Origin of the sequence: Pseudomonas sp. Sample_22 (genome assembly GCF_004307635.1) — a bacterium.
Taxonomy (GTDB): Bacteria; Pseudomonadota; Gammaproteobacteria; order Pseudomonadales; family Pseudomonadaceae; genus Aquipseudomonas.
Map to the genome: position 1 here is coordinate 1 of NZ_RCNY01000049.1, position 24119 is coordinate 24119.

Genomic DNA, 24119 nt, shown 5'->3' on the forward strand with positions numbered 1-24119 from the left:
TGCGATAGGCGCGGTTGATGTCGCGGGTCCACAGGCCGGCGCCGAGGCCGAACTCGGTGTCGTTGGCAATCGCCAGGGCTTCGGCTTCGTCCTTGAAGGTGGTGATGCTCACCACCGGGCCGAAGATTTCTTCCTGGAACACGCGCATCTTGTTGGTGCCCTTGAGCAGTGTCGGCTGGATGTAATACCCGCTCGCCAGGTTGCCCTCGAGTTTTTCCACCTTGCCGCCGGTCAGCAGTTCGGCGCCTTCGCCCTTGGCGATTTCCAGGTACGAAAGGATCTTGTCGAATTGCTGCTCGGACGCCTGGGCGCCGACCATGGTGTCGGTGTCCAGCGGGTCGCCACGTTTGATCTGCAGGACCTTCTTCATCACCACGGCCATGAACTCGTCGTAGATCGACTCTTGCACCAGCGCCCGGGATGGGCAGGTGCAGACTTCGCCCTGGTTGAAGAACGCCAGCACCAGGCCTTCGGCGGCTTTTTCGATGAACGACGGTTCGGCCTGCATGATGTCTTCGAAGAAGATGTTCGGCGACTTGCCACCCAGCTCCACGGTGGACGGAATGATGTTTTCCGCCGCGCATTTCATGATGTGCGAGCCGACCGGGGTCGAGCCGGTGAAGGCAATCTTGGCGATGCGTTTGCTGGTGGCCAGCGCTTCGCCGGCTTCTTTGCCGAAGCCTTGCACGATGTTCAGCACGCCCGGTGGCAGCAGGTCGCCGATCAGTTCGACCAGCACGGTAATGCCCAGCGGCGTTTGCTCGGCGGGCTTGAGCACCACGCAGTTGCCGGCGGCCAGCGCCGGGGCGAGTTTCCATGCGGCCATCAGGATCGGGAAGTTCCACGGGATGATCTGCCCGACCACGCCCAGCGGTTCATGGATGTGATAGGCCACGGTGTTGCCGTCGATTTCTGCGGCGCTGCCTTCCTGGGCGCGCAGGCAACCGGCGAAATAGCGAAAGTGGTCGGCGGCCAGCGGAATGTCGGCGTTGAGGGTTTCACGCACGGCTTTGCCGTTGTCCCAGGATTCAGTGATTGCCAGGGTTTCGAGGTGCTGTTCGATGCGGTCGGCGATTTTCAGCAGCACCAGCGAGCGGGCCTGGGCGGACGTGGCGCCCCAGGCATCGGCGGCCGCGTGGGCAGCGTCCAGGGCCTTGTCGATGTCTTCGGCCGTGGAACGGGGGAATTCGGCAATCGGTTGGCCATTGACTGGCGAAGTATTGGTGAAGTACTGACCTTTGACAGGCGCGACGAACTCGCCGCCGATGTAGTTACCGTAGCGCGACTTGAAGGAAACAATGGCACCGGGAGTGCCTGGATGGGCGTAGATCATGATCGGGTTCTCTTGTTGTTTTTGGGTGTGACCGTCCCGGGGACGGTCACTGTCAGGAGCACAAACGGCAACGGGTCAGCAACCCTGAGGGGTTTCGCCACGAGCCAGGCGCGCATTGATGTCTTCAATGACCGCTGGTAAATCGACGATGGTGTCGATCACGTAGTGCGGGCGCGAGCCTTCGAACATTTTGATGATGCGCGCGCGTTCCTCGGCCAGCTTGTCCGAGGGCAAATCCCTGAACTGGTCATAGGTCAGGCCCAGTGCGTTGCCGGAGCAGGTCAAGGCAACCGTCCACATGCCGGCGCTGCGGCCTTCGAGAATGCCTGGCCAGGTGTCGTCGACCTTGACGCAAGCCGCCACATCGCTGATCCCCAACGCGATTACGTTGGCCAGTGCCTGGGCCGGGTGAGGGCGGCCATTGGGCACTTCGTCAGTCGCCACGACGTGGTCGGCGACATAACCGTTCTGGCGTGCCAGCTCGACGACTTTTTCCATGACCACAGCCGGATAACCGGAGCACGAACCGATTTTCAGGCCCTTGTCGCGCAAGGCATCGATCGTACTGAGGGCACCGGCAATCAGCGCCGAGTGCAGGGCGATCTTTTCGATCTGCAAGGGCATGAAACGCTCATAAAGGGCAGTGACATCATCGTCGGTCGGCAAGCGACCGAACGCCGCGCGATAGCGTTCGGCAATCTCGGGCTCGTTGCACAACGTGCGAATGTGATCCCATTTACCCATGCCCATGGGGCCACGGGCTTCTGCTAGAGAGACGGCTACGCCAAACTCGGCGAAGGCTTCGACAAAAATCTGCGTGGGGGCAAAGGAACCGAAATCAACGACGGTGCCCGCCCAGTCCAGAACCACGGCTTGCAGGTGGGAAGGTTGTTGGTATTGCATGATGATTGCTCCTTGGAAAGGTAAGTGAGTAGTACGAATTCAGGGTGTGGTGCTGACAATGACCGGTTGTACCGGGGTCGATGCCAGCAGCGGGTTTTCCAGTGTTTTCGGCCGGCTGTTCCAGAAGGGCACCAACATCAGGCTGGCCAGCAGTGCTGCACCGGTGAACACCAGGAACACGGTGATGGTGTCGAAGTAACCCGGCAGCAGGCCGCCAAGGACCGCACCCACCGAACCACAGCCGTTGACGAAGCCCGCGGCGGAGGCAGCCCCGTCCTTGCTGCCGAAATCGATGGCCGCCGAGCCGCTGATCATCGAGTCCGGCCCGTAAAGCGTCAGGCCCATCATGAACAGCAGGCCGACCACCATGTACAGACTGCCGCTTTGCATGGCGGGAACGAACAGTCCCAGGCAGACAGTGAGGACCACCAGGCTGAGCACGCAGGCCGGTATACGGCGAGCGCCGAAGTATTTGTCCGATGCGATACCGATGAGGATGGGGCCTACCAGACCTGCCAGTTCAAACGCAGTGGGAACGATGGCCGATGCAACCTTGCCGATCTCGGGCATGCGTTCGTAGATGATCACCGGGCCCCACAGCAGGATGGCGTAGCGCGCGGGCTTGAGCATGAAGTAGGCCAGGCCGAGAATCAGGACGGTGCGATTTTTCATCACGGTCCGTAAACCGGCCCACATGCTTTCGCGGGGAACCACGACACCGCTGACGGGTTCGATCTCGATTTCGACAGCAGGCAGGCCCACGTCTTCCGGACGGTTGCGTTGCAGGAAATAGAACAACACCGCCACCACCAGCACGACAAGGGCACTGCTGATGAACGCGATGCGCCAGTCGTGATAGGCCTGATAAGCCCACCAGCCGGCAAACGGCGTGGCGACCAGACCGCCGAAGGCGTAGCAGGTGCACCAGTAACCCAGTACACGGCCACGTTCGCCAGTGCTGAAGAAACTGCCGACGTTCTTGCACAGGCCTGACCAACCGGTGGACTGCGCAAGCCCCTGTACCAACATGCAGGAGACGAAAATCGGCAAGGTGGCGTAGGTGCCCATGAGCAGCGCCGCCAGGGCCGAGATGACCAGGCCGCTAAGTACCACGACCCTGGGCCCGAAGCGGTCAGCGAAATTGCCCCAGAGGAACTGACCCACGGCATAGGCGATCAGGTAGAGGGCGTCGAGATTGGCCATCATGGACTTTTCGAGCATGAAGTCCGGGTCTTCGCCAATACCCAGCTTGGCGACGGAGAACGCTTTGCGAGTGAAGTAGAAGGCGGCATACGCCACCCAGGTGATCAGGAAAATCTGCACGCGCCAACGCTGGAGGGATTTCCAGCCTGTTGCGAGAGGGCTTGTCGTGTTCGTCATGGTGTTCTGATCCCGTATGTGGTGCCAGACAGCGCAATTTAGGTCGGTTTTTGTTTTTGTTTTCGGTGCACAAGTCTGTCCAGACGCACGCCATCGATCCGATGGCCGTGAGAATGGCATCAGGCTTTAAACGTTATGAATGACTGTGGTCGCTGACTCCTGCCCGGCACTGCCGAGCGATTCGCCACCGAATCCATGGTTTAAAAAAGATCCCTGCCCCCAGGTGCTACCCATTGCACCTGTGCTCGAATTGGCAGAGACCTTAAAGCGCTCAGGCCGCGGGCTTCAGAATGTCTACGTCCATGGCGGCAAGACAGTCAGCGATAGCGCGAAGCAACTGGTGGACGATGTATTCGTCGATCTGGCCGATGCAGCCGATGCGGAAACTCTCGGCAACGGTCAATTTGCCGGGGTAGATGATGAACTGCCGGGCCTTGAGTTCTTCGTAGAAACGCGTGAAATCGAAGTTGGGATGTTCAGGGCTGAAGAACGTGGTGATGATCGGCGACAGCCAACGGTCTTCCAGCAGTGTCTTGAAGCCCAGTTCGCGCATGCCGGCAACCAGCACGTCGCGGTTGCGGGTGTAGCGCGCCAACCGGCCGTGCACGCCACCTTCGTCGCTGTGCTGTTCCAGTGCCTTGTGGAACGCCACCACACTGTGGGTCGGTGGTGTGAAGCGCCATTGGCCGGTGCGCTCCATGTAGGCCCATTGTTCGTAGAGATCGAGGGACAGCGAGTTGGCGCGCCCCTTGGCGGCTTCCAGCACGGTGCGGCGGATGATCACGAAACCAAAGCCCGGGATGCCCTCGATGCATTTGTTGGCCGAAGACACCACCACGTCGAAAGTTATGTCGTTCACCGTCAGCGGCACGGCACCGAAGGAACTCATGGCATCGATAATCAGACTCTTGCCGTGGGCCTTCACCACATCGGCAATTTCACGCAGCGGGTTGAGGATGCCGGAGCTGGTTTCGCAATGGACCACGAAGACGTTGGTGACGTCTGGGTTGGCCTTGAGCAGGGCATCCACTTCTTCGGGCTGGGGCGGCAGGTAATCGCCCTTGTCCAGGGTAATGAATGCGCGACCGAGGTATTCCAGGGTCTTGGTGGCGCGCTGGCCGTAGGCGCCATTCATCAGCACCAGGGCTTTGCCATCACGCGGGATGGCGGTGGCCAAAGCGGCTTCGACCGAGTAGCTGCCGCTGCCTTGCAGTGGCACGCAGGCGAAGCTGTCATCCTCTACGCCAGCCATGCTGAGCAATTGCTGGCGAACTTGCGCGGTGACCTTATTGAAGGCACCGTCCCATGACCCCCAGTCCCGAAGCATGGCTTCCTTGGTGGCTTTCGAGGTGGTCAGCGGGCCTGGCGTCAGCAGGTAGGGTTCACCCAGGGCAGGGCTTGCCAGTGGCTGGGTTGTCGGGAATTGGGCTTTGGTCATGATCTTCTCCGGCGATGTTGTTTTTGTGGGGAGTGATGCATGGATTGATAAAAACATTTGGCAAGAAATAACTGAAATCGATTTATCACATGTCACAAACAAGCTGAGCTTATAAGTTGGAGTGCATGAGGCCTGAGCAGGGTCGGCTCATCTGCCGAAGCAATTTTCAAGCAGCGCAAAACCCCGCGCGGTGAATCCCGGGCGGGGTTCTTTGTGGTCAAGGATCAGCGTTTTGGGGGGCGGGACTCAGCCCTTGTCTGCCTTGCCGGCGGCTGCCGCGAATTTTGCCAGGCGCACATCGAGTCGGCGGGGAGGCCGGTTGCGGTCCTCGGCGTGTTCTTTGCGGCGAATGGCGTTACGCACCATCAATGAACCCAGGTAGCGGATCGGCTCTGGCGGGAAATACCCCAGCGGGCCCTGCACCAGCGGCGAGCGCGTCCAGGGATTGTCCAGGCCCAGCACCAGTGACGAAAGGATCTGGCCACCCATATGGCACGGTCCGACGCCGCTGCCGGAGTAACCGAAACCGTAGAAGATGTTGCCGCCCGCGCCCATGCGGCCGAAGAAAGGCAGGCCGGTGACCGAGCGATCGGAGGGGCCGTTCCAGGTGGCGGCGATACCAACATCGGCGAAGTCCGGAAAGAACTCCGTCAGCGTGTTGCGCAACAGCCCGGCGTAGGGCGAGGGCTGGTCGAAAACCGGCAGGATGCGACCGCCGTAGGCAAAGGTGTTGCCGCCCTTACCGAGCATGATCCGGCCGTCCGGGGTGTTGTGGTAGTAGTGCACGAAAATCCGCGAGTCGAGTACGGTGACCCCGCTGGTCAGACCGATCCGTTCGAGCAAGTCGGGTCGCGGCTCGGTGATGATCATGTCACTGGAGACGATCGCCACCGAACGCGAGAACTGCGCAAAGGCGCGGGCCATCCAGGCGTTCATTGCCAGCACGACGCGGTCGCAGGTCACTTTGCCGTTCGGTGTATTGACGACAGCGGGCATGCCTTCTTCCAGCCCGGTCATCGGCGTGCCCTCAAAAATCCGCACGCCCAGTTCCAGAGCCACCCGGCGCAGTCCCCGAACCAGTTTGCCTGGCTGCACACTGGCAGCCGCCGGCGAGAACCAGCCCTCGATGTGCCGGACCGAGCCGGCCATGCGTTGCACCTCAGGTAGCGCGCATTTGGAGAAAGAGTTGATGCCATGGCGCTCCAGCGCCGCGATGACCCCGTCGGTCGAGCCGACCTGAGCGCGGTTGGTTGCTGTGTAGAGCGTGCCGTCGAGACGGTAGTCGGCATCCACCGCATACCTTTCGCAAAAGGTACCGATGGCGTAGATGCTCTGCTCAGACTCCTTGACCAGGCGGATTGCCTCGTTGACGCCAAACAAACGCTCAAGGGTGAAGTACTTGGCCGACCAGGACAGCGCGCAGCCGCCGTTGCGCCCGCTGGCACCGGCACCGCAGATATCGGCTTCGACAATGACCACGTCCAGTTCGGGATTCTGTTCCTTGAGCATGATGGCGGTCCACAGACCGGTATAGCCGCCGCCGACGATACAGACGTCGGCGCGGGTGTCCTGTTGCAGCGCAGGGCAGGGCGTAGCGGGTTGATTCTTCAGGGCCTGGTCCAGCCAGTAGGGGCGCATGAGGTCATCTCGTTTGGCCACGGCGAAACGTTCAGTTTCCATAGAGCATTCCTGATGAGTACGAGGGGCGGCACTTGTGAAAATCATGCTTGCAGTTCATCGTTCATAAATAAAATCGATTTAACGTATGGACGAATAAGCTGAACCTATAGCGAGGTGCGCCGATGATGATTTCCCATACCCAGCTCAAGGCGTTTCACGCCGTTGCCATGCATGGCAGCTTTACCCGGGCCGCGGAGCAACTCTGCCTGTCGCAACCCGCGGTATCCGACCAGGTGCGCAAGCTCGAGGATTACTACGGCGTGATGGTGTTCTATCGCGACAAGCGCCTGGTGCGCTTGACCGAAGTCGGCGAGCGGTTGTTTGGCCTGACCCAGCGCCTGTTCGATATCAGTATCGATGCCCACGACATGCTGACGGACTATCGGACGCTGTCGACGGGCACACTGAATCTGGCCGTGGATGCGCCGGTGCATGTCCTGCCCTACGTTTCACGTTTCTGCAGGCGTTACCCCGGCCTCGACGTGAAGATCGAAACCGCCAACACCGATGAGGTGTTGCAGCGGTTGTTCAGCCACCAGGCCGACATTGCCTTGCTGGGACGCAGCATCGAAGACGACCGGCTGCTGACGTTGCACCTGCGCAGCGATCCCATGCTCGCCTTCGTCGCCCATGACCATCCCTGGGCGCAACGTGACTCCATCTGCCTGGCCGACCTGGACAACACGCCCATGGTCCTGCGTGAACAGGGCTCGGTCACGCGCTTATCCCTGGAGGAGGAGATGGCCGCGGCGGGTCTGCAAATCTGCAAGGCCATCGAAGTGGAGGGGCGTGAAGCTGCGCGCGAGGCGGTGGCGATCGGCATGGGGGTCGGTGTGGTCTCCGCGGCCGAGTTGGGCTCGGATTCACGGCTTCGCGGCTTGCCGATCGCCGACTGTCAGCGGCATTTCACCGAGACATTGGTGTGCCTGCGAGCACAGAGCTCGCGGCGTATTTTGACGACCTTTCTGGACATGGTTAGAGAAGGCTTGGCCGACTGATGTTCACCGCCGCAAACTAACCCCCTTGCGGCATTACCCGGGCATTGTTGCCGGAGCCTTCGATGTAGACGTTCATGCCTTTGTTCAGGGCCGGATTGATCGGCTGGGTCACCGATACCAGCACTCCACTTTTCACCCGCACGATGATCTGTTGCGCGGCGACCGGCTGATCGTACTTTTTCTTCTCTGCATAGTTGCCGCCTACCGCACCGGCAAGGGCACCGGCAACCATCGCGACGTCGCGTCCGGTGCCACTGCCGATCAGGCTACCGATACCGAGACCGCCGAGACCACCGAGAACGGCGCCGACGCCACTGTCGTGATTGGTCTGCATCTGGGTCAGCGATATCTGCTCGATCTTGCCCGAGCGAATTTCCATTTCACCCGCGCCGCCCTCGTTCGACCCCACGGCGGAACAGCCGCTGATCAAAATCGCCGTCAATGTGACCGTCAGCCAGGACATGATTGCTTTCATTGCTGTGCTCCTCGTCATTGGTATTTGATGGCAATGCCTTTGAGTTTGCGGCCCTGAATCGTATCGATGTCGCGGCTCCACAGAGGGCCGGTCACATAGGCGGCGACGGGTTGGATCTGGTCATAAACCACTACCACTGCATCCGCGCCCAGTTTGGCGCCTTCTTCGCGCAGCTTCTGTTCGACCTGGGTGATGGGCGGCGCCGGATCGATGCTGGCATCGATCAGGATTTCGCCCAAGCGCACACTGGGTCGCGTTGGCTCGGTGCGTAATATCTGCACTTCGCTGGGCAGGGTCGGCGCGGGGTGTTCGACCCCGACGTAGGCAGTTGTCTGCGCATCGACGGTGGCGCAGGCGGCTAACGCCAATGCACTGGCGATGAGCGCGGCGATGAAAAAAGATCGGTGCAAACTCGAGAATCGAAGCAATGCTTGGGAAGCCATCTCAGCCATACCTCTGTCGGGATCGTTCCAACCGTCGCCACGGGGGTGGCAAGGTACTCAAAAGCGCCAGGTCATGTTCCCGGTCACGGCTTGAATCCAGGCGCTGTCGAATTGACCGGAAATTCGATTGCCCGAAACGTTTTTGGTCTGGTCCACCGGCATGTCGCCGATCCAGATCATGGCCCAGCTGACATTGACGTCGGTGTCCTTGTTCAGTGCATAGGTGGCGCCTGTCGCGAAGCGCCAGGATTCGGCCATCGGTACCGTCACGGTGCGCTTGTTGTCGGACACTGCGCTGCTGTCGTAAGCCACGCCGACGTTCCACAGCCATTGTGGCGTGGCCTGGTATTGCGCCCCGAGCGACAGATGCCAGGTGTCCTTGAAGTCGGCGTCGACCGTGGTTGACTGGGCGCCGAGTGCCGTGGTGTCGACCTGCACGGCGATGTCGCCGAATTTTGACCAATCCTGCCAGTTGACCGATGCGAGCAAGGCCCACTGCCGGTCGAGTTGCTGGAACAGGCTCAGGGTGACAGTCTGTGGCACGGTCACGTCGAGTTGGGTGTTCAAGCCGTTGAGGCGATCCAGTGCCGGACCGTTACCTTTCACATTCAGCCCGTCTTCGAAATCCAGATCGACTTTGCTGGTGTAGGTCAGGCCGATGCGGGTGCCGGTTTGCGGTGCGTAGATCACCCCGACATTGGCGCCAAACCCCCAGTCGTTGTCCTTGTATTTGAACTGGCCGTCGCCGCGGTCGGTAAAGCCGAACGGCGAACGGTCGATGGCGGTCTGTGCCTGCAACATGCCGTACATGGCTTTTACGCCCACCCCGACCGACCACTGCTCGTTAAAGCGATAGGCCACGCTGGGCACCAGCGACAATCCACCGATGCTGGCGTTCTGCGCGAAGTAGCGTCCGGACCATTCGTTGTCGTAGTTGACCGCCAGGCCGAAGTCGGCGTACTGGCCGAAACCGACGCTCCAATGATCATCCAGTTCATGACTGATGAAAAAACTGCCGCCGGGAATCGGATCAAGGCCATTGCCGCTGCCGCTGCCAGACACATTGGTGTCGGCATCGCGATCGAAGCTCAGGTCGCCATACAGCACCTGCAAACCACCGGTGATCTGCGTGCCGGGCAAGTAGCTCAGCCCCGCCGGGTTGCTGGCAATCGTCGAAGGGCCTTGCGCTCGGGCGGCGGCACCGGCGTTGGCCAACCCGGCGTTATCGGTGCCGATTTCGTAGAGCATGATACCGCCGGCCCAGGCTTGTTGACTGCACAGGGCCAGTAACGTGAAGGCGGGCATTGCACCTGTTCTTGTTTGCATGGATTAGATCCCGGCAAGTGTGCATTTTCGAAATAAGGCTAATAGCAAATGTCGAATAACTTTAACTGCATTGAATCAGCGCGATTCGATCACTCATAAGTGTTAGTTCATATTCGTGACATTGGAAGGGGCAAGGGACGAATAAAGTTGCTCGCGCCGCATCATGAAAGTCCGATGTCTGGCTTTTCAAGTAAGGCGGACCAAGTTAGGCCATAGTTACGGTCGAGTGCGAAAGCGCTTCACCCTGGGCAGGATGAAACGCTATTTCTTACAACTTACTGACGAGTACCCGGCAGGAGTTCAAACGTTGGCGTGAACGGAGTGATGGCCGACATCAACAGTTCGAAGGGTTTACGATCGCCTTCGAAAGTGGCTTTGCCGGCTGCAACAAGTTGATCGAATCCGGTTTTCCTGGCCATGACACCTTCCAGATCAGCTCGGTCGACGGTGATGGTGAGATCAGGTTTGCTGGCTTGTTGCCCCTTGATATTGGTCAGCGTCGAGTTGCTCAATTCCACGACAAATTGCTCGCCGTTATCCGGTGTCTTGAGATTGAAAGTGAAGTGCTGATCCGCCACTTTGCTGCCATCCAGGGCAATGCCCAGGTATTCCAGCCATAACTCGGTGCTCATGCCGCGGATCATGTCCGCGCCGCCGGTTTTTGGCGGCACGCCCTTGGGCACGCCATGGCGCAGTTCATACGCGGCCGAAAGGAAACTGTTGCGCACACCGGCGCTTTCTTTCTGATAACCGACTTGCTCATAGACGTCCGCCAGCAGGTCCTTGGCCTTGCTGTTCTGCGGTTCGGCATACACCAGCTTGTTGAGGATTTCATAAGCTTCGCGGTACTTGCCCTGATCGAACAAGGATTGTCCCTTGCTCATGATCTTGTCGGCGCCGCCCATCATTTCCACATACAGCGGGGCCGAGTCCTTGGGCGACAACGGCATCAACGTCGCCGGATTGGCATCCCAGTAACCCAGGTAGCGGTTGATCACGGCGCGACTGTTGTGTTCTTCCGAGCCGTGGTAGCTATGGGTCGCCCAGTTGTTTTTCAGGCTTTCGGGCAATTTGTAGACGTTTTGAATCTCGTTGATGGTGACGCCCTGGTTGGCGGCATGCAGCACGGCGTTGTTCAGGTTTGCATAGGCATCGCGTTGCGCGCGCATCACATCCTGAATCCGCTCATTGCCCCAGCGTGGCCAACTGTGGGAGGCGAACATGACGTCTGCCGTTTGACCGTAGCGATACAGGGCATTGTTGATGTTCTTCGACCAGACCAGCGGGTCGCGGACAAGGGCGCCGCGCAGGGTATAGATGTTATGGATGGTGCCAGTGATGTTCTCGGCTGCCCAGAACGCCTTGAACTGTGGGAACCAGGTGTTCATCTCGGCGGGTGCTTCAGTGCCTGGCGTGCTCTGGAATTCCATCTCCACACCGTCGATGGTCAGGGTTTCGAAATCTTTGGTAATAAAGCGATTAGGTTCGATCAGGCCCATGTTGCCACTGGAAGTGTTTTTACCTATGGCCATGTCAACATGACCATAGGGGCTGTGCGGCAACAGCAAACCATATTGCAAGAACGCCCGCCGGTTCATGGCGTTGCCGGCGTAGACGTTTTCAGCCACGGCATGCTCCATGAAACCTTGCGGCGCAATCAGCGGGATCTTGCCGCTGCGGACATCGGCCTCGTCGACCACGCCGCGGATTCCGCCAAAGTGATCGGCATGGGAGTGGGAGATCACCACCGCCACGACCGGGCGCTTGCCCAGTTTTTCGTTGATGAAGTCCAGGGCGGCCCTGGCGGTTTCCTTCGACAACAGCGTGTCGAAGACAATCCAGCCGGTGTCGCCCTTGATGAAGGTGATATTGGCCAGGTCAAAGCCGCGCACCTGGTAAATCTTGTCCGGAATGACTTCATAGAGGCCATAGGCCGTATTGAGCACCGCCTGACGCTGCAGCGACGGATTGATGCTGTCGTAATCCTTGCCTTCATTCAGGAAGTTGTAGCTCCCCATGTTCCACGCGACGTTCCCGGCGTCGGCCATGATCTTCTTGTAGGGCGGTGCGGCGATGAAGCCTTTTTTCGCTTCTTCAAGGTCTTGCTTGTCTGCAAAGGGGAGTGTCTTGCGCACAGTGTTTTGCATGTCGACCGTGTAGGACGAAGGCGCCTTGCCCTTGCTGTCGAAGTGCACGTTTTGCGATGGAGCCGGATCGGAAGCTGCGCCGTTTGCATCGGCAGCGAAAACGCAAGGGCTGATGCCACCGCCAAGTGTGATCGCCAGTGCCAGATGGAGGGTCTTGTTGTACATGAAAGGTTCCTGCGCCAGATGAAGTGTTCAAGGGCGTCAAGGCAACGCGAGTGTTCTGCGTTGTCAGCTTGACCAGCCGAACCATGAATAGCATATTCATTTGATTCCAAAAAATTCCTGTTTAACGCGTTTCGATAGCATAAAGGTTATGAGATGACGCCCACCCGTTTACGCCAGTTTCTGGCATTGATCGAGCACGCCCACTTTGGCCGGGCGGCAAAGGCGCTGGGTGTTTCTCAGCCGGCGTTGAGCAAAAGCATTCAGTTGCTTGAGCGCGAACTGGGCGTCACGTTGTTCGATCGTCGCAGCGATGGCGTGGCATTGACCGCATTTGGTCATTTGCTGCGGGAGAAGAGCCAACGCTTGTTGGTGGCTGAGCAGGATCTGCGGCGCGACATCGCCTTGCTCGCGGGCGGGGATATCGGCGCGCTGAAAGTCGCTTTTGGCCCTTACCCCAGCGTCATCAGCGGCTATGCCGCCATTGCGCGGATGCATGCCCGCCATCCGCAAATCAAAGTGACGGCCCATGTCGCCGGGTGGCGCGAGGTGGCGCATCAAGTGCTGACAGGCGTGGTCGACCTGGGCATCGCTGAAATCAGTACGCTGCAAGGCCGGGAAGAACTCACCTGTCAATTGTTGGGCGAGCACGAGGGCCGGCTGTTTTGTCGCCCCGATCATCCGCTGCTGGCACAAAACCGCCGCGTGACCCTTGCGCAAACGCTCGATTACCCGTGGGTGGCATCGCGCATTCCCTTGCGATTGGCGACCCACTTGCTTCCGGCAACCCTCGGTTGTGCGGGTGCCTATGATGCGCTGACCGGGGACTTCGTTCCGGCAATCGAAATTGATGTGCCCATGCAAATCGTCCAATTCGTCGAGCACAGCAATGCCCTGACGCTGGGGAATCTGTCGACGTTCGAGCGCGAACTCAACGCAGGCGAAATCGTGCCGTTACCGGTTCAAGACCTCGCACTGCGTACGCGCTACGGCTTTATTCATCTCAAGGAGCGCTCGCTGCCGCCTGCGGTGGAGGTGTACATGAACGAAGTCAGGGAAGTGGAGGCCGATGTTCGTCAGCGTGAAAGTCTGTTGATCAAGATCATGCAGGCGTGAGTCCGAATGCCCGTCGCAGAGCCTTCGCTTGAGAGTGGCGGTCGCTACCTGCGATTCTTCCATTTTCCGTCCGGGGCAGTGAGTGACGGAAGTTAAGTTTCACGACGCGGATTTATTGAGAACCGCCCATTTATTTATGAGCTATACCCAATGTTCCCCCCATGCACTTCTTCCACTTTTGGAGGTTGTTTATGAATATTCGCAGCGTCCCGTTAGCGCTTCTCGTGGCAAGTCTGTTCGGTTGCAGTACCGCTTCAAACCACTCCATGAATTTGCCTCTGGCGGCCACCCACGCCAATGTCGGACATACCGGCAACGCCACGTTGACCCCCGAGGGCAATCAAACCAACTTCGATTTCTTCATCTCGGGTGTTCCGGACGGAACGATTCTGCCACCGCGCATTTACACCTTCATCAATAAAGGCAGTTGCCAGAAACCCGGGCCAGTGGCTTACGCCATGAACGATAAGGTCAATACAAAAAACGAAGCCGGGTCCAACGGGTGGAGTTTTTACCGTAATGCGCCTATCGCAACATCAGAGTTGCTGTCCGGGCAATATTCCGTCGTCGTACGAACTTCGCCCGAGGACGGCAACGTCGATATCTTTTGCGGCGATGTCGCCCAGGCAAAGCGGTGAAATGACCTGAACCCTGACGCGCCTTTGCGGCCGGCACTTGGTAAATGCGCGTCTATACTCACTCTCCTGTTAGTGGCAGGGGCTGAATTGGGTATGTACAAGGCAAGAGCCACAAGCCATTACGGTCAAAGCTCAATTTATTAAGAGTCCCACACGAAAGGCGGATGACCGTCGGTACAGGGATTGGGGTAGTTGCAGTTTTTGAGCCTTGAGAGATGAGAGCACGACGTATCCGAGACGGGTAGTTCTGTGAATCAACTGCGAGAGGATCAAATTCATGAAGCTCAGAAAACTTGTACTGACGGGATTGGCGTTGAGCAGTCTGGCAGCAGGCGCCAGCCTGTCGACAGTGATTCAAGCTGCCGATCAGAAACCCAATATCGTATTCATCATGGCCGACGACATCGGCTGGATGCAGCCGAGCATCTATCACCAGGGTCTGGCGGTCGGTGAGACGCCGAACATCGATCGCATCGCCCAGGAAGGTGCGAAGTTCATGACCTACTATGCCGAGCAGAGTTGTACGGCAGGACGTAACGCTTTCTTTACCGGGATGCACCCGCTGCGCACCGGTATGATTCCACCGCAACTGCCCGGCAGTCCGTCCTGGCTGCGGCCAGGCACACCTGCACTGTCGAAGTTTTTGCTGGACCTGGGCTATACAACCGGTGAGTTCGGCAAGAATCACCTCGGTGATAACTTCGAAGCACTGCCCACATCCCATGGTTTCCAGGAGTTCTGGGGTTATCTCTATCACCTCGACGCGATGCAGGGCGTGAGTTTTGTCGACATCAACAAGACGCCGCAAGTGCAGGGCATCGCACCACCGTGCAAGGCCACACCGATCAATGGGCTGCCGGACGTGCCTGGCGCGATCGATCCGCGGGAAGGCACCTGCCTGACGCCACCTCGTCCGGTCATGTCTTGCGTTTCCAGTGATGGTACGCAGAAGAACACCACGTGCAAGGACGAAGGTCCGCTGACGCTGGAACGCTCGAAGTCCGTGGATGAAGAAATCTCCGCCAAGGTCATCGACTTCCTCGACCGCAACGATCCGAAGAAAACCAACAAACCTTTCTTCGTCTGGTACAACCCGGCGCGCATGCACATCACCACGGTGCTGCCACCCAAGTACGACGCCATGGTCGGTGAGCCCGGTGGAAAAGACTGGGGCACCAACGAAGCCGGCATGAAGCAACTCGATGACAACATTGGGTATGTCCTGAAGAAACTCGAGGACATGGGCCAGTTGGACAACACCATCGTCGTCTTCACCACCGATAACGGTGCGGAAACCATTACCTTTCCGGACGGCGGCACAACCCCGTTCAAGGGCGGCAAGTTGACCACCTGGGAGGGAGGCATGCGCGCGCCACTGGTCATTCGCTGGCCCGGAAAGATCAAACCTGGCACCGTCCTGACTGACATCTTTGCCTCGCTCGACTGGGTACCGACGCTGGTCAATATCGCTGGCGGCAAGAAGGGCAATGAACTCAACGAGCAAATCATGGCGGGCAGCTACCCGGGCATCGTCAAGACCAAGCTCGATGGGGTGGATCAGACTGACTACCTGACGGGGAAAACCGACAAATCGGCGCGCGATACATTCTTCTACTACACCGGCTCGCAACCTTCGGCGGTGCGCTACAAGAACTGGAAGATGTACTACACCATGGTGCCGGATACCGCGACAGGCGGTTTGTATGGTGCGACCACGTTCCACTGGACCCAACTGCTCAACCTCAAGCGCGACCCGTTTGAAACAACGGTCGGCGCTGACGCGAAGTCCATAACCGGTTATGGCGGCGCCTTGGGCTCCCCTGGCAATGCCTATGTCTACAACTGGAACATGTTGCCGATCGGGCAGTTGCTCTGGGAGAAGGAACTCATGTCATACAAAGACTTCCCGCCCATGCAGGCGCCGGAAACCTACAACCTGGACGGCATTCTCAAGGCCATGAAGCAGAAGGGTCATAATGGACACGATTAACGCCGTGATCCGTCAGATGCCATAAACGACGGGCGCCTCTTACAGGCGCCCGTTTTTTTCAGCCAGGAACGACACCGTTCACCGAGCCGCTTGTGCGATATCCCCGCAAAAAAGATCGACGCCGCCATCCTTGCGAAATCCACGTATGAGCAAACGCCTCCCGCTGAGCTGAAAAAATCGCACTAGACTCCTTCGTGCGCCTTGAATCGTACGGGCTCATGCAACAAGGGGGGATGATTCTGTATGCAGTACCTGGGCTAATTACACGGTGGTCAATGCACCATGGACCCATGCAGTTGTGCACTTATCACCGGCCAACATTGTGAAACTACGAGGTTGCTGGAATGGATAAGCTATCGAATCGTTTCAAGTTGTCTGTCGTGTTTGTTGCACTGTTGTCATTGAACGGGCTTGCCCACGCTGCTCAAACGGAAAAAACCAATATCCTGTTCATCGTTTCCGATGACACTGGCTACGGCGATCTGGGGCCGTACGGAGGTGGGATCGGGCGTGGCATGCCCACACCGAAAATCGATGAGTTGGCGGCAGAAGGTGTGACCTTTTACTCCTTCTATGCGCAGCCGAGTTGCACACCCGGCCGGGCGGCCATGCAAACCGGGCGCATCCCCAATCGCAGCGGCATGACCACCGTGGCGTTTCAGGGGCAGGGCGGTGGCTTGCCAGCCGCCGAATGGACGCTGGCGTCCGTGTTGAAGACCGGCGGCTATGACACCTACTTCACCGGCAAATGGCACTTGGGCGAAGCCGACTACGCACTGCCCAATGCCCAGGGCTATGACGTGATGAAGTACGTCGGCCTGTACCATCTCAATGCCTATACCTACGCCGACCCCACGTGGTTCCCCGACATGGATCCGGAGACCCGTGAGATGTTCCAGAAGGTGACCAAAGGCGCGCTGTCCGGCAAGGCCGGCGAAAAAGCGGTAGAGGAATTCAAGGTCAATGGCCAATACGTGGACACGCCGGTGGTCGACGGTAAACCCGGCGTGGTCGGCATTCCGTTCTTTGATAACTACGTCGAAAAAGCTGCCCTTGAGTTTCTCGACACGGCGGCCAAATCCGACAAGCCGTTCTTCATCAACGTCAACTTCATGAAAGTGCATCAACCGAACTTGCCGGCACCGGAGTTCGTTCATAAGTCGATGTCCAAATCCAAGTATGCCGATTCGGTTGTCGAACTCGATACCCATATTGGCCGCATCATGGACAAGCTCAAGGCGCTGGGCCTGGATAAGAACACGCTGGTGGTTTACACCACTGACAACGGGGCCTGGCAGGACGTTTACCCGGATGCTGGCTACACGCCGTTCCGCGGCACCAAGGGCACCGTGCGTGAGGGTGGGAACCGCGTACCGGCGATTGCCGTCTGGCCAGACAAGATCAAGCCGAACACGAAAAATCACGAGATCCTCGGCGGCCTGGATTTGATGGCGACGTTCGCCGCTGTGGCCGGTGTGAAACTGCCTGAGAAAGATCGCGAGGGTCAGCCGACCATCTTCGACAGCTACGACATGACGCCAGTACTCACCGGCAGTGCACCTTCGCCGCGCAAGGAGTGGTTCTACTTTACCGAGAATGAACTGTCCCCAGGCGCGGCGCGTGTCGGCAACTACAAAGCGGTATTCAACCTGCGAGGCGACGATGGCGCACAAACAGGGGGGCTGGCCGTGGACTCGAACCTGGGCTGGAAAGGCGCACAAAAATACGTAGCCACCGTGCCGCAGGTGTTTGACTTGTGGCAAGACCCGCAAGAGCGCTATGACCTGTTCATGAACAACTTCACCGAGCGGACCTGGACCATGGTGCCGATCTCGGCAGCGATTATGAAACTGATGAAAACCTACGTTGAATACCCACCACGCAAGTTGCAAAGCATGGGTTACGACGGGCCGATGGAATTGTCGCAGTACCAGAAATTCCAATACGTGCGTGATGCGCTGAAGAAAGAAGGGATCAACTTGTCGCTGCCAAACGGCAATTGATTAAACCTGCAGCAAAAGTGGCGATCTCATCCGAGATCGCCACGGGCGGCCAGTGCCGCGGATTGGTAATCACAGGTCGAGTCAAAAGCTACGCGGCTGTTTCACAATTTGCCTGCTCACTCATCTTCCCGCTCGCCAAAGCATTGAAGAAGGGCTGTGTAATCTGGATAAAAGGCGTCCTGGTCCGGCGTAATCAACGCTTTATCCTTTCCTTCCTCATCTCCCCTGATCGGGTTGCCAAGTACCGTACTGACTTGGGTCAGGCCTACCATCACGGCGTTCAGGTTGGCAGCAAATTTTCTTACACGCATTTTTGTTTTTCTCCACAGGACTGAAGACTGCAGGTCAGTAGTTCGCTGACTCTGCATGCCTTCGAATAACGGGGGTTGCTCTGTGAAGAAGATATTATTGACGGTGTGGCTTCCGATCTTGCATTGGGCGACAGCATTTTTTCATTTCATGACAGGTCTTTACCGCTGGTCCGGGCTTTTGAACAGCGTAATAGCGGCTCGCAAGTCGCGAGTCGATTCTCAGTTGATATCTGCGACGCAACTGTGATGCACCCGGCAAATGCACCTGCGCTCTCGGATGTTGTTCTTGTAGGACAACGAAACAACCGCCGTCCGGCCGTCCACATTAAAAGAAATCAATTTCGTAGCCGAATCGTGAGGCGGCGTTGACGATGTGCTGCCCCATGATCTGGCGTGCCGCCGCCGCATTGCGGTCGGTCAACGCCTGCACAAGGTCTTCATGCTCACCGCGTGCCGCATGCGGAATATTGCTGAACACCGGGCCCCGCCGAGCGAAGTTCATGGTGATCAGAGCCCGCATCGGCTCGAGCACGGTACGAATCATCGTCTCCAGATAGTCGTTGCCCGATGCTGCGGCCACAGCTCGATGGAAGTCGAGGTCGGCATTGACCGTCTCCAGCGTCGGTTCGCCTTCATATTGCATCCGCAGAACGGCAGCCTGGATCGTTTTCAGCTTGTGTGGGGTCATGTGCGACGCCGCGAGTGCAGCAGCCTGGCTTTCCAGTACGGCGCGCACTTCGAACATATTGCGGATCGTATTATCGCCGTCCAGCAACGGCGCGCGCTCGCGCTGAGGTGAAGGCTGCGGCGAGTGCGCCGCGGCCGACACGAAGACACCAACGCCCTGGCGCGACTGGATCAGCCCTTGAGCACGAAGCGTCGCGATCCCTTCGCGAACGACATTCCTGCTGACGCCGAAGTTCTGCGAGAGAAATTGTTCCGTCGGCAAACGGTCTCCTGGCCGCAGGCGTCCAGAAGCGATCTCGTCACTCAACGAGCGGGCAATGTGCTCGGCAAGATGAGGTCGCCGCGCGACGGGTTGCACATTCATTTCACTCATGCTCATTCATCCCTTTCACTTGTCTTCTTAATCTACATGAGAAGACTTGTTCCAGTCAGTAACAACTGAAATACGCCAACGACATCAATCATTAAAACCAATTAAAACAATAAGTTATGTTGTTCTTTGTGAGTGCGTGTGAAAAAGCGATAGTTGTTCAGTTGAGGGACAACAGGACGTCATATACGTTGTTCTCAACCCTGACGCGGACGAACTCCGAAACTCGCCGCGCCACTTTTGCAACCTGCCCGAGGCGCAGCCTTATGAAAATTGCCAGCATTGAAACCATTCCGCTTCGAATTCCCTTCACCACGGGGGGCAAATCGGCCGGGGGCGTATGGGGCCCGAAAGATCTTCAGATGGTCGATTCCCTCGTGGTTAAAGTCACCACGGATGACGGTATCGTCGGCTGGGGTGAAACCTTCGGCTTCACCGCAATACCAGCAGTGAAAATCGTGATCGACACAATCCTCGCGCCTGAGCTGATCGGCGCGGATGTCACGCGACGCGAGAAATTGCAGGGCGACTTGCAGAGGAAGTTTCACGTCTTCGGTCGCAGTGGTGCGTTCATTTATGGCTTGTCGGCGATTGATATCGCCTTGTGGGATATCGCCGGCAAAGCGGCCGGTCAACCGATTTTCCAACTGCTGGGGGGCAGCGAGGCCACTTCGCTGGCGGCGTATGCAAGCTTGATCCGCTATGCCGACCCTGAGCTGATCAGGATCAATGTGCAGCGTGCGGTGAACAGCGGTTTCCGTCATCTGAAATTGCATGAGGTGGATGCCGATGTCATCCGCGCCGCGTGCGAAGCCGCAGGCCCTGGCGTGGAAGTGACCCTCGACGTGAACGCCCCGTGGTCGGTGCGCGAAGCGCTCGATATGACCGAGAAACTTCGCCCGTTGAACCTGCGCTGGATCGAAGAACCGGTGTGGCCGCCGGAAGATTATTCGGGGCTGGCGAGGGTTCGTCAGCACGGCGGCATCCCGGTTGCGGCCGGTGAGAATGCTTCGACGCTGATGGACTTCCAGCATCTGCTGGAGGCTGGCGCGGTCGACTTCATTCAGCCGAGCCCGGCAAAAATGGGTGGCATCACCGAACTGCAAAAAGTTTATGCGCTGGCCAATGCCCACGGCGTCACGGTAATGGTCCACGCCTTCTATGACGGCCCCGGCCTGCTGGCCGCCGTGCATGGCAGTGCCGCTCTCGGCGGTGCGAAGTCACTGGTCGAATGGCGTTACTTCGATCTCGAAGCGCAACTCTATGGCGACGCCATTATTCCGCGTAACGGCCGCATCGACGTGCCGCAGGGGCCGGGGCTCGGAATCGAACCGGACCAGGACGTCATCCGCGACTATCGCTTCAAACCCTGATCGCAAGGACCGCCAGGTCATTGCCACGATGGCTCGATGCCCATACGGCTGTAGCCGTGTCGGCCTCGATCAGTCACGACGACATTCTTGATAAAAACAAATACGAGGATTGAGCACATGTTAGACAGAATCGTAGGGCCGATTTTGCCCGTCGCCTTTGTGATCGCGCTCGGCTATATCGCCGGCAAGCGCGGGCGGCTTACCCATTCGGACAGCCTGCTGATCAGCCGGCTGGTGCTGGGCTGGATATTCCCGGCGCTGCTGTTTGTCGGGATGGCGAGCACGCCTCGTGAACAGCTGTTCGACTTCAAATTTGTCGTGGCGACGTTTATCGGCATCATGGGCATGTACACCATAGCGCTGGCGATCGGCTGGTTCACCACGCGCAACCTCAAGGTTGCAACGCTCAAGGGCTTCGTCAACGGTTATCCGGATGCAGCGTTCATGGGCATTCCCATCCTCGCGACGATGTACGGCGCCGGGAGCATTTATTCAGTGCTCGTGCTGAACCTGGTTGCGAGCCTGGTAATGATCCCGCTGACCACCATGCTGCTCACCATCGCCGATGGAAAAGGCAGCGGCACCCAGGCGTTCGTATCGAGCCTTTCGGGAGCGGTGCGCCGTCCGCTGATGTGGGCGCCAGCCCTTGGCATCCTGATCTCGCTGCTGCAGTTCAAACTGCCGCCAATTGCTGCGGAGTCACTCAATCTGCTCGGCAAGGCGACGCCTGGGGTGTCACTGTTGTGCCTGGGACTGATCATGTCCTCCGAAAAACTGAAGATGTCGGGTGAAGTCTGGGGCAATCTTGGACTCAAGCTGCTCATTCACCCGGTGTTGATGTTCGCTGCCACTGTGATGCTGGGCACCCATGGGCTCTACGCCCAACAAATGATCCTGCTCTGCGCGCTTCCGTCGGCGACGATCCCGGCGATGTTCGCCAACCAGACCGGCGCCTATCAGAGTGAAGCCGCGACTTCCATCCTGGTCAGTACGGTGCTGTCGATCGTGACGTTTTCTTTCGCCATCTACCTGATTGATGGTGGGCTGGCCGCAACCTGATTTGGGTGTTGGGCCGATACACCGACTCGCGAGAACACCAGCCAGACAAAAAGCAGCACGCTGCAGCCAATCAGCACCGAGGCGATGGCAATCAACGGCTCCACTGCGGCGAAGCCCTTGAGGCGCAGGGTCAATGCGCCGAGCATGACCGGCACGCCGACGTTGTAGGTCCACAATTGCGCTGCAGCAATGCGTCCTTCAGTCATTGAGGGGTGCATCGCACCGATGAGCCCGAACAGGGCCATTGACACCCATCCCAACAAATTGACATGGGCATGTACCGCGAAGAGCGAGTGGTCGCCGGTTGCGCCCATTGTCACACCCATCAACACGCCAAAGGCAAAATAGAGAGCAGCCAGCCGAAACCAGGTCCGCGAACGGGGATTGAAATTCATGACACTCACCTCATGCGCGCCTGAGGCGCGCTCAGTTGCCGGATATCGATGTGAAGTCGTTCTGCCCGGCGCAGCGGTCGTGCCGTGCTCGGGGTTGTTGGCATATCCCGTGCCTTCTGCCTATTATGAGACTCTAGTCTCATGAATAGACGGAGTATCATTTATTCCATGCCGAAACCGAAGTCAAGCCCGTCCGTCAGCGACATCGATTCCCAAGGCCGCGCCAACCAGAAACACCGCACGCGCCAAGCGCTGATCGATGCCGCCATTGCCATGCGCGACGAGGGCCATAACCCGACAGTCGCACAGGTGGCCGAGCGCGCAATGGTCTCGCGCGCCACGGCCTATCGCTATTTTCCTTCCATGGAGGCCCTGATCAGTGAGACCGCGGCCGATCGTGAGATGAAGCCGCTGGAGCATTTCTGGCAGCCGGGAGACGATCCGGTGAAGGCCGTCGGGCTTGCGGCGATCGCGTTGAACAAACTGTTGATCGAGGACGAAATCGGCCTGCACGTGATGGAGCGTTCTTTCATGACCGTGTGGCTGGAAAGTGAGACGCACGAGCCGTTAAGGCCGGGCCGGCGGATGAGCTACATCGAGCCGATCGTCGACTCACTCAAGGACACGCTTTCACCCCGGGCACGCAAACGACTGAAGCAGGCGCTGTCGATCGTCATGGGCACCGAGGCGATGATTGCCGTGCGTGATATCAGCGGTGCAAGCATCGAGGAATCACTCGACTGCGCCGCTTGGGCGGCGAGGGCGCTGGTGCGTCAGGCGCTGGTGGAGGGCGAGCAAGCGCGACAAAAGCGCAGGGCCAATCCTGCGATCAGGTCTGAATCCTCAATCGTCAAAGGCCGTGGGTAGTCTTGAAGGCGCCAATGCGCTGATTGTTGCCAGTTCGCCTATGCTCATATTCCGCCTGGCAAAACCATTGACCTTGAAGTTGACTTCAAACCTGAAGTGATTGGGCGGCGAAGCAGTGCAGATGCAACAGGACACGATGCCGATCGTGACCTCCATTTCATACAGGAGATGCGAGCATGGGTTATGTGACGACGCAGGACGGTGTTGAGATCTTTTACAAAGACTGGGGGCCACGTGATGCCCAGGTGCTGTTCTTTCACCACGGATGGCCACTCAGTGCGGATGACTGGGATGCGCAGATGCTGTTTTTCCTGGCAAACGGCTACCGGGTCATTGCACACGACCGGCGCGGCCACGGACGATCCACACAGGTCTGGGACGGGCACGATATGGATCACTATGCCGACGATGTCGCGGCCGTGGTCGACCATCTTGGGGTGCAAGGCGCTGTCCATGTAGGACACTCCACCGGCGGTGGCGAAGTCATCCACTACATCGCGCGCCATGGCGAAGACCGTGTGTCGAAGGCCGCAATCATCGGCGCCGTACCACCGTTGATGGTTCAGACCCCAGGCAATCCTGGAGGCTTGCCGAAGTCGGTTTTCGATGACTTGCAGGCGCAACTGACCGCCAATCGCGCGCAGTTCTACCATGACGTTCCAGCAGGACCTTTCTACGGTTACAACCGCCCGGGTGCAACACCGTCCGAGGGCATCATTCGCAACTGGTGGCGCCAAGGCATGATGGGCTGTGCGAAGGCGCATTACGACGGAATCGTAGCCTTCTCCCAGACCGACTTTACCGACGATCTCAAGAGCATCACGATACCGGTGCTGGTGATGCACGGTGATGACGACCAGATCGTGCCCTACGAAAACTCCGGGCTCCTGTCGGCCAAACTATTGCAGAACAGCACCCTGAAAATTTACTCGGGCTACCCGCACGGAATGCCTACCACCCACGCCGATGCAATCAATGCTGATTTGCTGGCGTTCGTAAAAGGCTAGGCGAAGGGCGGGGCGGGT

At 58.5% G+C, this 24119-nt stretch carries 21 protein-coding genes; 9 read left to right on the forward strand and 12 right to left on the reverse strand.

The genetic code is table 11. The features are described from left to right. The 5 genes from D8U73_RS12555 to D8U73_RS12575 all read right to left on the reverse strand — a co-directional run. Positions 1–1333, reverse strand: a 1333-nt coding sequence (locus tag D8U73_RS12555) for an aldehyde dehydrogenase family protein (RefSeq protein ID WP_130904627.1), incomplete at its 3' end; no start/stop codon positions are given. A gap of 75 nt (positions 1334–1408) precedes the next feature. Further along, on the reverse strand, positions 1409–2236 hold the full coding sequence (gene phnX / locus D8U73_RS12560) for a phosphonoacetaldehyde hydrolase (RefSeq protein WP_130904628.1): 828 nt from the start codon (positions 2234–2236) through the stop codon (positions 1409–1411). Positions 2237–2275: 39 nt separating this feature from the next. Then, positions 2276–3616 carry an MFS transporter gene (locus D8U73_RS12565; protein ID WP_130904629.1) on the reverse strand — a complete coding sequence of 447 codons (1341 nt, stop codon included), beginning with the start codon at positions 3614–3616 and terminating at the stop codon, positions 2276–2278. 271 nt (positions 3617–3887) lie between these two features. Continuing rightward, complete coding sequence (locus tag D8U73_RS12570; RefSeq protein WP_130904630.1) at positions 3888–5054, reverse strand: 2-aminoethylphosphonate--pyruvate transaminase; 1167 nt, start codon at positions 5052–5054, stop codon at positions 3888–3890. Positions 5055–5300: 246 nt separating this feature from the next. Further along, positions 5301–6692, reverse strand: a complete 1392-nt coding sequence (locus tag D8U73_RS12575; RefSeq protein WP_130904725.1) for an FAD-dependent oxidoreductase — start codon at positions 6690–6692, stop codon at positions 5301–5303. Positions 6693–6856: 164 nt separating this feature from the next. On the opposite strand from D8U73_RS12575, the gene D8U73_RS12580 reads away from it, so the two are divergent. Then, positions 6857–7732: a LysR substrate-binding domain-containing protein gene (locus tag D8U73_RS12580; protein ID WP_130904631.1), complete on the forward strand. Its 876-nt coding sequence runs from the start codon at positions 6857–6859 to the stop codon at positions 7730–7732. 16 nt (positions 7733–7748) lie between these two features. On the opposite strand, the gene D8U73_RS12585 is transcribed toward D8U73_RS12580, so the two are convergent. From D8U73_RS12585 to D8U73_RS12600, 4 genes are all read right to left on the reverse strand, one after another. Beyond that, positions 7749–8207, reverse strand: a complete 459-nt coding sequence (locus D8U73_RS12585; RefSeq protein ID WP_056853306.1) for a glycine zipper 2TM domain-containing protein — start codon at positions 8205–8207, stop codon at positions 7749–7751. Positions 8208–8221: 14 nt separating this feature from the next. Then, positions 8222–8650: a hypothetical protein gene (locus D8U73_RS12590; RefSeq protein ID WP_056853503.1), complete on the reverse strand. Its 429-nt coding sequence runs from the start codon at positions 8648–8650 to the stop codon at positions 8222–8224. Positions 8651–8707: 57 nt separating this feature from the next. Continuing rightward, positions 8708–9976, reverse strand: a complete 1269-nt coding sequence (locus tag D8U73_RS12595) for an outer membrane protein transport protein (protein ID WP_130904632.1) — start codon at positions 9974–9976, stop codon at positions 8708–8710. Between the two features lie 275 nt (positions 9977–10251). Further along, a complete protein-coding gene (locus D8U73_RS12600) occupies positions 10252–12288 on the reverse strand; it encodes an alkyl sulfatase dimerization domain-containing protein (protein ID WP_130904633.1) in 2037 nt (678 codons plus the stop codon). A 153-nt stretch (positions 12289–12441) separates the two neighbouring features. Between D8U73_RS12600 and D8U73_RS12605 the strand changes: the two genes are divergently transcribed. The 4 genes from D8U73_RS12605 to D8U73_RS12620 all read left to right on the forward strand — a co-directional run bounded on the left by D8U73_RS12605 (position 12442) and on the right by D8U73_RS12620 (position 18032). Further along, complete coding sequence (locus D8U73_RS12605) at positions 12442–13401, forward strand: LysR family transcriptional regulator (protein WP_130904634.1); 960 nt, start codon at positions 12442–12444, stop codon at positions 13399–13401. Between the two features lie 191 nt (positions 13402–13592). Then, positions 13593–14039, forward strand: coding sequence for a hypothetical protein (locus tag D8U73_RS12610; RefSeq protein WP_130904635.1), 447 nt, complete (start codon positions 13593–13595; stop codon positions 14037–14039). 277 nt (positions 14040–14316) lie between these two features. Further along, on the forward strand, positions 14317–16029 hold the full coding sequence (locus D8U73_RS12615; RefSeq protein ID WP_056853311.1) for an arylsulfatase: 1713 nt from the start codon (positions 14317–14319) through the stop codon (positions 16027–16029). Positions 16030–16373: 344 nt separating this feature from the next. After that, on the forward strand, positions 16374–18032 hold the full coding sequence (locus tag D8U73_RS12620) for an arylsulfatase (RefSeq protein ID WP_056853312.1): 1659 nt from the start codon (positions 16374–16376) through the stop codon (positions 18030–18032). Between the two features lie 116 nt (positions 18033–18148). Here D8U73_RS12620 and D8U73_RS12625 read toward each other — a convergent pair whose 3' ends face one another. Both D8U73_RS12625 and D8U73_RS12630 read right to left on the reverse strand, forming a co-directional pair. Next, on the reverse strand, positions 18149–18343 hold the full coding sequence (locus D8U73_RS12625) for a hypothetical protein (RefSeq protein ID WP_130904636.1): 195 nt from the start codon (positions 18341–18343) through the stop codon (positions 18149–18151). A gap of 325 nt (positions 18344–18668) precedes the next feature. Then, positions 18669–19403: a FadR/GntR family transcriptional regulator gene (locus tag D8U73_RS12630; protein ID WP_130904637.1), complete on the reverse strand. Its 735-nt coding sequence runs from the start codon at positions 19401–19403 to the stop codon at positions 18669–18671. 359 nt (positions 19404–19762) lie between these two features. Between D8U73_RS12630 and D8U73_RS12635 the strand changes: the two genes are divergently transcribed. Beyond that, positions 19763–20773, forward strand: a complete 1011-nt coding sequence (locus D8U73_RS12635) for a mandelate racemase/muconate lactonizing enzyme family protein (RefSeq protein ID WP_206663021.1) — start codon at positions 19763–19765, stop codon at positions 20771–20773. 87 nt (positions 20774–20860) lie between these two features. Continuing rightward, positions 20861–21832: an AEC family transporter gene (locus D8U73_RS12640; protein WP_241667856.1), complete on the forward strand. Its 972-nt coding sequence runs from the start codon at positions 20861–20863 to the stop codon at positions 21830–21832. Here the strand turns inward: D8U73_RS12640 and D8U73_RS12645 are convergent. Further along, positions 21799–22227 (reverse strand): hypothetical protein, encoded by a 429-nt coding sequence (locus D8U73_RS12645; RefSeq protein ID WP_056853317.1) that lies wholly within the window; start codon positions 22225–22227, stop codon positions 21799–21801. The genes D8U73_RS12640 and D8U73_RS12645 overlap by 34 nt on opposite strands. Before the next feature lie 168 nt (positions 22228–22395). Here D8U73_RS12645 and D8U73_RS12650 point away from each other — a divergent pair, with 168 nt between their 5' ends. Both D8U73_RS12650 and D8U73_RS12655 read left to right on the forward strand, forming a co-directional pair. After that, on the forward strand, positions 22396–23094 hold the full coding sequence (locus D8U73_RS12650) for a TetR/AcrR family transcriptional regulator (protein WP_130904639.1): 699 nt from the start codon (positions 22396–22398) through the stop codon (positions 23092–23094). 176 nt (positions 23095–23270) lie between these two features. After that, positions 23271–24101, forward strand: coding sequence for an alpha/beta hydrolase (locus D8U73_RS12655; RefSeq protein WP_056853319.1), 831 nt, complete (start codon positions 23271–23273; stop codon positions 24099–24101). Positions 24102–24119 lie beyond the last annotated feature (18 nt).

Bases quoted from the DNA above. Each gene is read 5' to 3' on its own strand.
- phnX (WP_130904628.1), bottom strand. From the start codon at position 2,236: ATGCAATACCAACAACCTTCCCACCTGCAAGCCGTGGTTCTGGACTGG.
- D8U73_RS12595 (WP_130904632.1), bottom strand. From the start codon at position 9,976: ATGCAAACAAGAACAGGTGCAATGCCCGCCTTCACGTTACTGGCCCTG.
- D8U73_RS12590 (WP_056853503.1), bottom strand. From the start codon at position 8,650: ATGGCTTCCCAAGCATTGCTTCGATTCTCGAGTTTGCACCGATCTTTT.
- D8U73_RS12565 (WP_130904629.1), bottom strand. From the start codon at position 3,616: ATGACGAACACGACAAGCCCTCTCGCAACAGGCTGGAAATCCCTCCAG.
- D8U73_RS12655 (WP_056853319.1), top strand. From the start codon at position 23,271: ATGGGTTATGTGACGACGCAGGACGGTGTTGAGATCTTTTACAAAGAC.
- D8U73_RS12650 (WP_130904639.1), top strand. From the start codon at position 22,396: ATGCCGAAACCGAAGTCAAGCCCGTCCGTCAGCGACATCGATTCCCAA.
- D8U73_RS12610 (WP_130904635.1), top strand. From the start codon at position 13,593: ATGAATATTCGCAGCGTCCCGTTAGCGCTTCTCGTGGCAAGTCTGTTC.
- D8U73_RS12600 (WP_130904633.1), bottom strand. From the start codon at position 12,288: ATGTACAACAAGACCCTCCATCTGGCACTGGCGATCACACTTGGCGGT.
- D8U73_RS12630 (WP_130904637.1), bottom strand. From the start codon at position 19,403: ATGAGTGAAATGAATGTGCAACCCGTCGCGCGGCGACCTCATCTTGCC.
- D8U73_RS12625 (WP_130904636.1), bottom strand. From the start codon at position 18,343: ATGCGTGTAAGAAAATTTGCTGCCAACCTGAACGCCGTGATGGTAGGC.
- D8U73_RS12635 (WP_206663021.1), top strand. From the start codon at position 19,763: ATGGTCGATTCCCTCGTGGTTAAAGTCACCACGGATGACGGTATCGTC.
- D8U73_RS12605 (WP_130904634.1), top strand. From the start codon at position 12,442: ATGACGCCCACCCGTTTACGCCAGTTTCTGGCATTGATCGAGCACGCC.
- D8U73_RS12615 (WP_056853311.1), top strand. From the start codon at position 14,317: ATGAAGCTCAGAAAACTTGTACTGACGGGATTGGCGTTGAGCAGTCTG.
- D8U73_RS12585 (WP_056853306.1), bottom strand. From the start codon at position 8,207: ATGAAAGCAATCATGTCCTGGCTGACGGTCACATTGACGGCGATTTTG.
- D8U73_RS12575 (WP_130904725.1), bottom strand. From the start codon at position 6,692: ATGCGCCCCTACTGGCTGGACCAGGCCCTGAAGAATCAACCCGCTACG.
- D8U73_RS12570 (WP_130904630.1), bottom strand. From the start codon at position 5,054: ATGACCAAAGCCCAATTCCCGACAACCCAGCCACTGGCAAGCCCTGCC.
- D8U73_RS12645 (WP_056853317.1), bottom strand. From the start codon at position 22,227: ATGAATTTCAATCCCCGTTCGCGGACCTGGTTTCGGCTGGCTGCTCTC.
- D8U73_RS12620 (WP_056853312.1), top strand. From the start codon at position 16,374: ATGGATAAGCTATCGAATCGTTTCAAGTTGTCTGTCGTGTTTGTTGCA.
- D8U73_RS12580 (WP_130904631.1), top strand. From the start codon at position 6,857: ATGATGATTTCCCATACCCAGCTCAAGGCGTTTCACGCCGTTGCCATG.